Source organism: bacterium (assembly GCA_020854115.1).
Lineage (GTDB): Bacteria > Patescibacteriota > Saccharimonadia > CAILAD01.
Genome location: JADZGC010000017.1, coordinates 1 through 10957, shown reverse-complemented (window position 1 = coordinate 10957; position 10957 = coordinate 1). Strand labels below are relative to the sequence as shown.

Here is a 10957-nt window from a genome sequence, read left to right as displayed (position 1 = left end):
ATGCGGAAAAATATACAAGACCAAAGTGAAATCGTCAGAGTAGAAAATGTATCAGTAGATTTTCTGGTTGGTGATGCGGATGTTCGCGCACTCACAAATGTCAGTTTTAGCCTAAGAGCAAATAGCTTCAATATTATATATGGTGCATCGGGTAGCGGTAAATCAACACTTCTAAATGTTTTGGGCGGTTTACAGAAGCCGTCAACTGGAGCGGTTTATGTGCAAAATCAAAACTTGTACGATCTAGACGCTGATAGGCTAGCTAGGTATAGAGCAAATCGGGCAGGATTTGTTCACCAAACTAATTATTGGGTAAAGAGTCTTAATGTTGTTGATAATCTAGCTGTGCCCTTATATGCAACCGGATACACCAAAAAACAAGCTCATGAAATCATCTATGGAATACTAAATAGAATTGACATGACCCCATATGCTAAAAAATTTCCTCACAAACTTTCTGGTGGCGAGCAGCAACGGGTAGCACTCGGTAGAGCATTGGTAAACGAGCCCTTGCTCATCATTGCTGACGAGCCAACTGGAAACCTGGACTCCGCAAATGGAGACAAGATAATGAAATTACTCGCCAACTGCCAAACAGAATTCAGGCGCACCATCATTCTTGTTACACATAACCTGGAGTACATTTCATTTGCTGATAATCTGCTGAATATCCAAGACGGAGTTGTTACCAATATTCCTAAAGAACAGCATATGAGCACAGCAGAAAGAATTTTCAAGCAGACAGAACAGCGCATCAAAGAGCTAAGACGGATCAAAACTGATGTATAATAAACTTCTCTCCAAGCTCAAGTTATTTCGGGGCAAACCAAATACATCAATGAGCTTACAAATCATAGCTTTTATTGCTGCTAGAAATTTGCTCTCCAAACGTCTTCGTTCATCACTCACAATTATAGGCGTTATGGTTGGGGTTGGGGCTATTCACTTCTTACTCACATTAGGGCTTGGCCTACAAAATCTCGTGACCCAACAGATTGTAGGGAATAGCTCGGTAAAGATTGTTGACGTCACAACACCCAATTCTGAGATCATAAAATTAAACGATAAAACCGCTAATCAATTAGCAAATATAGCCAATGTAGACTCTGTATCACGCATAAGTACGGGTGTAGGAACAATAAAATCAGATTCGAATTCTAGCGACTTAGTAGTCTATGGAGTAGACAATGCCTACAAGGATTTAACAGAGATACATATGTCTAAGGGCAAGTGGTTTGAATCAGCCAATCCCGGCAGCCAAGCCATCATCAGTGCAGCTGCTCTCCGTACAATCAACAAAAATGCTGATGATATTATCGGACAACAAATGAACCTAGCTTTGCAGATTGACGCAGAAGCCAACAAGCCAAAAAAAATTCAAGAAGATGTAACGATCGTAGGTGTTACAAATAACGAAAGTAGCAGCGAACTCTTTGTCCAATCGTCTATTTTTGCCAAAGCCGAAGTAGATAAATACACGCAGTTGAAACTTCAGGTAAATTCTACTGACAAAATCGATGATGTTCGCAAAAATATTGAAGCACTAGGCCTAGAAACCACATCACCGCTTGACACCATTGCGCAGATTCAACAACTATTCAAATATGTAAATGCCGGTTTGGTTCTGTTTGGAGCAATCGGAATGTTTATCGCTATTTTGGGCATGTTCAATACCCTGACTGTCGCCTTGCTTGAACGAACAAAGGAAATAAGCCTGATGCTTACCCTGGGGGTCAGAAACCGTGATATTATGCGACTATTCCTCTACGAGAGTATATTATTGTCCTTTATTGGCGCAATCTTTGGTATCGCGCTATCAACTCTTATGGGTATTGTGTTAAATGTAGTCATGAACGGGATATCTTCGGGCCGCGGCATCACAGAGCGCTTCTCCGTCGTTTCTTCTCCTTGGTGGCTACCTCTTCTCAGTATTCTATTTATGACGTTTATAGGTGTGGTTATCGCAATTTTTCCAGCGAAACGAGCAGCAAGTATATCTCCTGTAGACTCATTGCGAGACGAATAGCTACAGGGTATCCACGAACAAAACTAATCAATACTTATATAAACATTGGCTATATGTTGAAAGTTCTGTATGGCAGGAGATATTGAACGAAGCTCGAACCTTTTTCGAGCAAGATAATTAAATCCCGCCCTGCGGCTCGTCCGCTGGCATAGCCAGCGGCCCAAACCAAAAGATTTTTCTTCATGATTGTTTTGAATTTCGGCGGGTGGCTTTTTCTTTTTAATTGAATTCGAAAAATATTTTGGTTTGCCTCCCTTGCTAAAGCAAGTGAGGGAGCCGCTCCCACCCCAGCCGCGCCTTCGGCGCGGGTCTAGCGACAAACTCTATTTTTGCTTCTTCTTTTTGCTCTGCTTTTTACTGTCTTGCTCGGCTATCATTTTGTCGGTGTAAGCTCTAATTTTCTCAAAGCGATTCTTTAATGACTCAAGCCGTCGTGCTTCGTGGCTCTCTGTATCAAATAATTTTTCTTTCTCTATGATTTGTATCTGGTTGAGAACTTTTTGAATTTCTTTGGGATTACGCAGCCAAGGGTAAATAAGTCCTAAGATATACATAGTTTCCTCATCCTGTCTATTGGCTTCTGCCTCGTATGCCTTCAGCCTTTCCTCTTCGTTATCACTCCAATCTATATCGCCAAGAGCATTAAATGACCCAAAATCTCTCCTTCTACTTACGTGACTTCTGACCTGACCATGTGTGCTATCCTCGCCCTCATCTAAGCCCCAACCACTGTTGTAGAAAGTCATGATATCAAACCAGAATGACACGTTTATATTTGGCAGCATGCGCTCAGTTACATCGTCGATAACTCTTACTTCGTGTTGTGGCAATTCTGTATCTGCGTGCGCCCGCTGTCCTATGGAGTCCATGTAGGCGTTCAATAAGGAAATGGTCTTTTGCCGAGATTCCTCTTTAGAAAGGAGTTCTTTGGTCACAACCCAATCGGACAATTCTTGCCAGAGTTTTTTAGCGTCATATTCCTCGTTCTCTTTAACAACATGCACGTAAGCTGGTAAGAAGTCACGAATAAACCCAGCCTCGTCTACGCCGTCCTTTGCGATATACTTTTTGATAGCGGTAAAGTATATGTGATCAAAAATATCACTAATCTTCTTGTCCAAAGCAATCTTAAGTAGGTTGATAGCCAGCTCCTTCTGCTGGTAGGGAGGATAGGTTTCTTGGTTAGTTTTGTTAGTCGCTTGTTTTCTTTGCGTACGGACTCTACGCATTTCCGGAAAATATTCAATAGAGTATTGCACTAAGTCATCGTAAGATTGAATATCAGCAAAGTCTACCTTACTTACGTTGCGGCTCATTAGTCCGAGTAAATTGGACTTAGGGTAGCGGTTTTTGCTGTCTTTTATGTTTTTGACGGCAGCTATAAACTCTGCAACCAACCCACGCTGGTTCTTTTCCAGTAGTTTCTCATCGTTTAAGATGATTGCCCAAGTGTCTACCTTTTCGATGTCATTTTTTATACTACGTATAAATCGTAGACGCATATCTTGTTTGTAAGTGGTTTTGTATTTCAAGATTTCTACTGACGCCATCCACTTATAAACTCGTATTAAGACGACCATAACCACCAATAGCAGCAAGGTGGTGAAAAGCACTGACAGAGTTGTTATGTTAAATAACAGGGCTATGGATACCAGAAAGACCATTGGTATGGATACTCTAGCCAGCACAATTTTGTCCAGAATAACGTTCTTGTCAAAACCGTATAAGTCTTTGCGTTCCATCAAGAAGAATGCTATTGGCACAAGCAAAGCAACAAACAAGGCTGGAATAGCTATCAACGCCTCATGGGATAGGTTTATGTCGAGCCATCGCTCAATACAGGTTACAAAGTCTACCATCGTTTGCCACGATAGACTCGGCATACCTTATCGATTTCCTTTTGCGCGGTTGTGGGTCTTGCATAGCATTTCGCAGTTATCGATAGAGGTTGCGCCGCCTTTGCTCCAGGCGGCAACATGGTCAGCGTCCATGTCGCTCAGGCTCCATATTTTCTCTTTGTTTACATCGTGTCCAATTGCACAGTGCGAGCAATTAGACGTTCCTTTAGCTTCTGCCGCCTTCGTCTGAGTAGCGTAGACTGATTTTTTGGTTGCTTCGTCAAAGACACGAACATCCAGTAGTTTTGTGTCCGTAAGGCCGCCAAGAATAAACTCAAAAACTCCTTTGCGATTCTTGACGTAAGGGTCGCCGTAAAGTTTATGCACATCACCGGACACCTTAGCAGGGTCGTAGGAATTTTTGTGGTAGGTTTCGTATAGTCGCCCCCATTCAAGCCCGCGCATTTCACCCTCAACATCAGTAAAGACGCTCGAAGCCCAGTCGATCACAGTATTGAAGTAGGTTTTTAGCTCAGTGATGTTATCGTCTTTTCGATGGCGGCTCATGTAGTTGCCAATATTTCCTTTACTGACCCAATCGAGTGCTCGCTCCAAGAAATCTTGTCTGTTTGCGCTGCCAGAAACATACGCACTCCATTTTTGGATGTTAGAGTTTTGGCTGTTGCTGAATTCTTCTTTGGCAAGAGTTACAAATGGTCCAGAATACACGGCATTCAGAAGCTCTTGACTGTTTAGTGGAACACCAGCGATGTTGATGGTCTTGAACCACTCCTTGATTTCGCTTTCAGTGCCTTCGCATTCATAGATAAGAAGTTTGGTGTTTAGAATCTTCGCCTGCTTATCGGCAGCAATACCACTAAAATATTGCTCCATTCCATTTTCGTCTTTAATGGCAAACTTGCCATTCACAAATCGCCCAAAGCTAGTAATACGTTGCTGGCCATCTAGAACTTCTAGATTATCGTCGCTTACTTTATTGAAATAAATCAAGCCTATCGGATAACCCTTTAGGATTGAATGAATGACCGCAACATCTTTCTTGCCGTCAGCGTAAATGTAGTTTCGTTGATACTCTGGCTGAATGGTCAGCTTGCCCGACAAACCAAACAAACCTTTTCCTTCAAGCTCGTTATAAACAAATCCGTCGCAAATATCTTTGACTGTGATGTCGGTTCTCAAAGCTGTTTTCATTTCTTCGCCTTTCTGTGCTTAATCAAGATTCTCGCATAAACTATCATTAGCGGGCCATCCGCATTATCAGCCGTGTAATAAATGCCGTCAGGCACTTTATCTAGAAGTATAGTTGCGCGGGTGTTTGTCTTGCTGCCGTTTGTTAGGGAGCCGTCCTTGTTATGTTGTTGAGGATTTTGGTATTTTTTCGAAGGCCCAACCTTAAACTCATCTCGGCCTGAAGTTAAACCGACAATCTCAAACTGTTCAGGGCTGTATTTGTCAAGAAAGCTAATCGGCACTCCCATAACTCCATCATAGTCATCAGGAATTGAGTCGGTGAATGGCACCTCGATAGCATCGTAGTTGTCATACTTTTCGTATGCCTTTTTGCCCTTAATCTCTTTGTGCTTCGAATATTTCAAGTTATCGGACATAGTCATTAGTGGCAGTGGTTGGTGGCGTCTGCCATGATCCATATTTGTAAACCAACAAACGTTGCGAAACTTTACGAGTCCTGTTTTTTCGTCATATACACCAGAGGCGTATTCACGCGCGTTGGGAGTAAAGAAATATGCGTTGCCCGCATGAAAGCCATTACCGAGCCACATTTTGTCATCTTCGATTAGCGGGAATATTTCTTTGTAGGTGATTGCATTCATGTTGCCAATAATCACAAATTTCTTCTTGTGATCAACCAGTTGCTTCACATACTCGCGGAATAGACTAAAAGGAGGGTTGGTTACTACAATATCTGACTGCTTTAGCAAATCCACACATTCTGGACTTCTAAAATCGCCTTCTCCTTCAAGAGGCGACCACTCATTGTTTTTGTTTGCCTTCAATTGTTCTGCAACGTCTTGAAGATTGAACGAGCCATCTTCGTCAAAATCACTTACTTCATTGATGATGAACTTGTTGGCGGTTACTTTTGGACGACCTTTGGACGTTGCTACCGTCTTATCATCTCCAAACAGTCCCAACTGCGTGTTGGCAACTGGAGAAGGTTTGTAGCTGGTCGTTATGAGTTGCTTGAGGCCAAGTTTCTTAAAATTAAGCGCAAAGTAACGGAAAAAGTTGCTCTCGAATGGGTCATCACAGTTGCAGTAGACAACCTTGCCCTTGAAAGCATCAGGGTCAAAGTCTAGATATGCCTCAACCTCTTTCGATATATCTTCATAACGAGTATAAAATTCATCGTTTTTTGCATTTTTTGCGCTTGTAAGATACTTGGCCATGCTTATTTCCTTAACAGTTCATCAACACTAACGTTGAGCGCCTTTGCTATCTTTTTTATTGTTGAAATCGTAGGATTTGTCTGTTTGCCAGACTCGATGTTGATAATCGTGTTAGTTGAGACATCGGCTAACCGAGCCAGCCTTTCCTGGGATAGTCCTAACTTTTCTCGTAACTTCTTTACTTTGTTTGACTCTACCATATTAAAATAGTAACATTAAATTGTATGGGTGGAATGAGAAAACTGACCTCAAACTACATTACAATGTTACCAGAAAAATGGTGTTATTGTAAGGCTAGCTCGGCAAACCAAAATATTTTTCGAATTCAATTAAAAAGAAAAAACCACCCGCCGAAATTCAAAACAATCATGAAGAAAAATCTTTTGGTTTGGGCCGCTGGCTATGCCGGCGGACGAGCCGCAGGGCGGGATTTAATTATCTTGCTCGAAAAAGGTTCGAGCTTCGTTCAAAATCCGACTTGGCAGGGGTGGCAGGGATCGAACCTGCGGCCTTCGGTTTTGGAGACCGACGCTCTAGCCAGCTGAGCTACACCCCTCTACATATATTTCGTGCTGAACCCCAGCATTATAGCATTTATCAGATAGAATCGGTAGGCGCGAGCGCGTATAATAGAGGAGTAAACGGGAGATGCCATCATGACCGAGAATGATAGGAAAGTATATGTAGTACAAATTGAAGAAGAGACCAAGAATAATACAAATTTTCGCACCACGCTGTGGACCGGGGAGCATACCCAGTTGACCGTCATGTCGATTCCAGTAGGCAGTGAGATTGGGCTGGAAGTGCATGGCAATGTTGATCAGTTCTTGCGTGTAGAAGCTGGCGCCGCCGAACTACTGACAGGCGAGAGCAGAGAAAGCGTAGAGAAAACCGCCGAGCTCCAGCCCGACACAGCAGTGCTCATACCCGCAGGCACGTGGCACAATGTCAAAAACATCGGTGACAGTGACCTCAAAGTCTACTCCCTCTATAGCCCAGCCGAGCATGCACCAGGCACGATACACAAGACTAAGGAAGAAGCAGATGCCGCCGAAGCGGGCGAGCACGGCGAGGCTTAGACAATAAGCACAACTTCTATATAATCGTAGTATGAATGACTCGATGATTATGGAGTTACCCGAGCCGCAGCGCTCGAGCGTCATTGCAGCTCTTCAAGAAAGCGTCCTACTCGCCCTCGCTGAAGAACTTGAGGACATACTCCCTCCACACGATAAAGTAGTATTCGAAGAAATACTAGCAAAAGACACATCGCAAGCCACGGTACAGTTACAAGATTTCTTGTCATCAAAAGTACCAGATCTATCAACTCGAATTGAGCGCATACAGAATGAGAAAATCCAGAATCTGCATGCCGGTGTCTTAGCGGTTCGGACTAGCCTGAAGAATACGCCTCAATAATATGCCTAGCACAGCAGAACTCACGAATAATTCAGAAGTTGATGGACAAGAGGGCCCCGATCGTGCTGCGCGATTATCAAGTGATCTAAGGCACATACTTGCGCGGCAGGAGGTTGAACTCTATCGTGATTATAAAATAGTGCTGCGGCGCGCGAGGGTGAAGCTGGAGCGGCCCAGGAGAGGCTAGGGGCGTCAAAGCTTACGAATGCTTCGATTCGTGCGTTGCTTGCTCTCGATGGGTCAGGGGAGCTTGATGAGGGCAGCAGAGAAGTGCTTACGCAGGCTGGTATAGACGCGACAAATAAAGTTGCACTTCTCAAAATATACGGCCAATATCAAAGATCAGTCGAGAGTGAATCCGATGCTGACCTCGAAACAGAAGCGAACACAGTGCGCGACAGCGATGTAGCGTTGGCAAAGGCTCGAAAAGCTTATGTGTATGCTCAGCAAGACTCGTCAGGCAAGCTTCTGCATCGCTCCGACCGAGAAGCAAAAGTTAAAGAAGCCGAGCGGAAATATTTCGACTGCTTTAGCGACTATTTGATGGATGTACTGCAAATATCTCCAGAGAATGCTTTAAGCTCTGGGTACCTAAAGCAAATAATTACCAAGATTAGCCTTCATCAGGCCGGTGAGACCACTTTGTCACGCGAAGATTTGCTCGGCACATACGGACACATCATCGTTGATGCGGTTGCTCGTGAGCAATTCTATCGAGAAGAATCCAGGCGCGATTTTACCAAAGAAAAGCCCACCAGAATGGTTGACCGTATCCGCCAGAACAAAGTCATGCGCGGAATCGCGATCGGTGTTGGTGTGTTGGGTGCAGCTGCTGTTACGGCAAAAAACTATCTACCCGAGCAAGTGAAGCCGATCGCCGAAGCTATAGATGGAGTATTCCCGTTTCTCGGCGCATATCTTTCATGCCGGACTACCCTTGATAAAATTTCTCTCATGCTCTTAGACAGAAGAGAGTCAAAAAAATTTAAATCATTATCAGAGGATATCGCACAAGACAAATCAGCCACACAAGAAGTCTTGACGAGTGTTTATGGTGAAGTAGAAGCGAGACCACTAGGCAGACAGGCAGGCGATACTGTAGAAACAAACATGTCTAGGCTTGAAGGAGTACAGGATGATCTCGACCAAGACTTGCGTCGCAACTCACCGCTACATCCACAGTATTCGGCAGAATCGGCCATACGAATTTCGCGACAAATGCTAACCGAATACCCCGACCTCTCTCAAGAGCTCGCGAGTAACCCTCAGAAAGCCACTGCAGATATTGCCCTGGGGCTCCTCAAGAAAGATATTACTGCCGAGAGAACGCGCGCGGACAAGCTGGGCCGGATTCGACTCATCAATAAGTTTGTAGGTCTCGGGGTTGGCTTATTTGCCGATACAATCTACAACTCGGTGAAAGGTATCAAGAGTGATGCGGAGAAGATAGCAAAATTCGCCGGTGTTACGGACCTGCGACTGAGCTAGGAGCTATGGTGTCGTATGACTAGGCTTCGGTCTTGCCGAGCTTGGCCGAGAGTATGAGTGAGCGAGTCTCACCATTTGAGTCAATGATCTTGGTTGAGCTTGTCTGGTTGTAATACAAGACCAAGTGTTGTGAGAGGATCTCATTGATGTCCTTGAGCTTCAAGCGGTAGTCATCTAGATCGGCTGATACTTGCTGATAATCCTTATCTTCAGCGAGCGCTTTTTTCGCCTCCGCGCGCTTCTTCGTGAGCTCTTTCATCTCATCGACAATCTGACGATACTCTGGGTTATTTTCCATCACATCTTTGAGCTGATCGCGCAGAGCAGCCAATTGGTTGCGCGTCTCTGCAGCTTCAATCACAAGGCGGTGGATTGAGTCGAGTGTCGCCGCCATTTCCTTAGCTTCAGCGATAGTTGGCTCGCCCGTTTCAGGGGTATTTGTATCGATCTCTTGCGTCTTTGATGTATCAGGTTTTTCTGTGGTAGTGGTTGTTTCTTCCATGATGTTCTCCAAAACCTCGTCATTGTATCACGGCTTTTGACATGTCGTCAGCCTACGCTTAACATGTTAACTATGGCGACAAAAAAGACCCCCAAAAAAAAGCAACGCGACAGACCAAGCAGCATGTCAAGCCGCTTGATAGCGGGCGACGGAACTGCCGGGAAGACAAGCGATTATTGTAAGTAAAAGGAGTCTTTAGGTGCTAACAGGCTGAGATTGACGAGCTGCCCTCGAGGTAGCTCGTTTTGATTTTGCAGCTCGCGAGCGAGGAGATTTCTTCGGCGCGGCTTTCGCAGTTGGTTTCTTGGCAACTTTTTTCGGCGCAGGCTTCTTGTAAGTAGTAGTTTGCTTCTCGGTTGCCGTACGATAGCCAGTGCGCTTCCGAGCCTTCTTCTCCGGCTCAACGAGTTTACGCTCCAGCTCGAGGGTATTGAGCGCCACGGTGCGCAGGGCTTGCATACGTGCGTTTGCGAGCACGTCATACAGATCTTCGACCGAGGTCTTGTCGATCGCTTCAAGCTGGATGCTATTCGCACCACCGATGAGGTCAAGATTGATATACGCCGCCTTCAAGAGACGATCGTATGGATTTGAGACGATGGTCATACGCTGGATTTGCTCGAAGCTTACCACGGTCGTAGTCCGAGTTAGCCAGCCGAGCTCGAGCATCACACCCTGTGGCGTCAGGCGGTATTTGGTACTGAGCGTCGAGATGAGGCCGCGAATCATGCCATGGAGCACGACGGCCGTCACGAAGCAAGCCGCGACGTAAGGGGCTGGCCGCAAGAACGCTAATCCTAGCTCGCCATCCGACATGCCGAAGATCTTAGCGGTACGAATAAGATTCACACTCGTGCCAGCTGCAGTCGCGATGACCGTCCAGAGCCCGAATTTCTTGATGACTTGCCAAGCGTGGTAGCCGAAAAAATACCAGAAGGCGCGCTTCGATAGCGTGATCTCGGATGAGGTTTGTGTTGTCGAGGATTTTGCCATTGCTCTCTATATTGCCAGATGGGGGACAGATGTGAAAGCATGAGCGAGAAACGCATCTATAGGTTGATTAGCCATGATTAGATACGATACCGATATGAATCTATCAGACAACGAAAAACTAAACATAATTAATTAGGTTCAAGACTAGTTTAGTCTAGTTACGTGCTTCCTTTCGGAGCAGTTCGAGTAACTTTGTGTACATGTTCTCATGTCTCATATTATACCCGAATTCACATTCTTTGAGATGCAGGTTGAAATGGTC

Annotated in this window: 12 protein-coding genes and 1 tRNA gene; 6 read left to right on the top strand and 7 right to left on the bottom strand. The window is 44.8% G+C overall.

The annotated features are described in order from the left end of the window. Entirely contained in the window at positions 1-789 is a 789-nt protein-coding gene (locus IT415_03265) for an ABC transporter ATP-binding protein (GenBank protein ID MCC7543699.1), read from the top strand. Next, the gene (locus IT415_03260; protein ID MCC7543698.1) at positions 782-2026 is read left to right on the top strand and encodes an ABC transporter permease; all 1245 of its coding nucleotides are present in this window, start codon (positions 782-784) and stop codon (positions 2024-2026) included. Before IT415_03265 ends, IT415_03260 begins: the two co-directional genes overlap by 8 nt. Positions 2027-2349: 323 nt before the next feature. On the opposite strand, the gene IT415_03255 is transcribed toward IT415_03260, so the two are convergent. From IT415_03255 to IT415_03235, 5 genes are all read right to left on the bottom strand, one after another. After that, positions 2350-3885, bottom strand: a complete 1536-nt coding sequence (locus IT415_03255; protein MCC7543697.1) for a hypothetical protein — start codon at positions 3883-3885, stop codon at positions 2350-2352. 27 nt (positions 3886-3912) lie between these two features. Next, positions 3913-5076, bottom strand: a complete 1164-nt coding sequence (locus tag IT415_03250) for a DUF262 domain-containing protein (protein MCC7543696.1) — start codon at positions 5074-5076, stop codon at positions 3913-3915. Further along, a complete protein-coding gene (locus IT415_03245) occupies positions 5073-6293 on the bottom strand; it encodes an adenine-specific methyltransferase EcoRI family protein (GenBank protein ID MCC7543695.1) in 1221 nt (406 codons plus the stop codon). Before IT415_03245 ends, IT415_03250 begins: the two co-directional genes overlap by 4 nt. Positions 6294-6295: 2 nt before the next feature. Continuing rightward, entirely contained in the window at positions 6296-6493 is a 198-nt protein-coding gene (locus IT415_03240) for a helix-turn-helix transcriptional regulator (protein ID MCC7543694.1), read from the bottom strand. A 279-nt stretch (positions 6494-6772) separates the two neighbouring features. Continuing rightward, positions 6773-6849, bottom strand: a tRNA-Trp gene (locus tag IT415_03235). Positions 6850-6949: 100 nt separating this feature from the next. On the opposite strand from IT415_03235, the gene IT415_03230 reads away from it, so the two are divergent. Genes IT415_03230 through IT415_03215 form a run of 4 tightly spaced genes read left to right on the top strand, consistent with a single transcriptional unit; the run spans position 6950 to position 9200 of the window. Continuing rightward, positions 6950-7372, top strand: a complete 423-nt coding sequence (locus IT415_03230) for a cupin domain-containing protein (protein ID MCC7543693.1) — start codon at positions 6950-6952, stop codon at positions 7370-7372. Between the two features lie 31 nt (positions 7373-7403). After that, complete coding sequence (locus tag IT415_03225; protein MCC7543692.1) at positions 7404-7712, top strand: hypothetical protein; 309 nt, start codon at positions 7404-7406, stop codon at positions 7710-7712. A 1-nt stretch (position 7713) separates the two neighbouring features. Beyond that, the gene (locus IT415_03220) at positions 7714-7899 is read left to right on the top strand and encodes a hypothetical protein (protein MCC7543691.1); all 186 of its coding nucleotides are present in this window, start codon (positions 7714-7716) and stop codon (positions 7897-7899) included. Between the two features lie 35 nt (positions 7900-7934). Beyond that, complete coding sequence (locus tag IT415_03215) at positions 7935-9200, top strand: hypothetical protein (protein ID MCC7543690.1); 1266 nt, start codon at positions 7935-7937, stop codon at positions 9198-9200. Positions 9201-9219: 19 nt separating this feature from the next. On the opposite strand, the gene IT415_03210 is transcribed toward IT415_03215, so the two are convergent. After that, entirely contained in the window at positions 9220-9702 is a 483-nt protein-coding gene (locus IT415_03210) for a hypothetical protein (protein ID MCC7543689.1), read from the bottom strand. 195 nt (positions 9703-9897) lie between these two features. After that, entirely contained in the window at positions 9898-10695 is a 798-nt protein-coding gene (locus tag IT415_03205; GenBank protein ID MCC7543688.1) for a PH domain-containing protein, read from the bottom strand. Positions 10696-10957 lie beyond the last annotated feature (262 nt).

Excerpts from the sequence above, each read along its gene's own strand:
- IT415_03265 (MCC7543699.1), top strand. The coding sequence starts at position 1 with ATGCGGAAAAATATACAAGACCAAAGTGAAATCGTCAGAGTAGAAAAT.
- IT415_03260 (MCC7543698.1), top strand. The coding sequence starts at position 782 with ATGTATAATAAACTTCTCTCCAAGCTCAAGTTATTTCGGGGCAAACCA.
- IT415_03255 (MCC7543697.1), bottom strand. The coding sequence starts at position 3,885 with ATGGTAGACTTTGTAACCTGTATTGAGCGATGGCTCGACATAAACCTA.
- IT415_03250 (MCC7543696.1), bottom strand. The coding sequence starts at position 5,076 with ATGAAAACAGCTTTGAGAACCGACATCACAGTCAAAGATATTTGCGAC.
- IT415_03245 (MCC7543695.1), bottom strand. The coding sequence starts at position 6,293 with ATGGCCAAGTATCTTACAAGCGCAAAAAATGCAAAAAACGATGAATTT.
- IT415_03240 (MCC7543694.1), bottom strand. The coding sequence starts at position 6,493 with ATGGTAGAGTCAAACAAAGTAAAGAAGTTACGAGAAAAGTTAGGACTA.
- IT415_03230 (MCC7543693.1), top strand. The coding sequence starts at position 6,950 with ATGACCGAGAATGATAGGAAAGTATATGTAGTACAAATTGAAGAAGAG.
- IT415_03225 (MCC7543692.1), top strand. The coding sequence starts at position 7,404 with ATGAATGACTCGATGATTATGGAGTTACCCGAGCCGCAGCGCTCGAGC.
- IT415_03220 (MCC7543691.1), top strand. The coding sequence starts at position 7,714 with ATGCCTAGCACAGCAGAACTCACGAATAATTCAGAAGTTGATGGACAA.
- IT415_03210 (MCC7543689.1), bottom strand. The coding sequence starts at position 9,702 with ATGGAAGAAACAACCACTACCACAGAAAAACCTGATACATCAAAGACG.
- IT415_03205 (MCC7543688.1), bottom strand. The coding sequence starts at position 10,695 with ATGGCAAAATCCTCGACAACACAAACCTCATCCGAGATCACGCTATCG.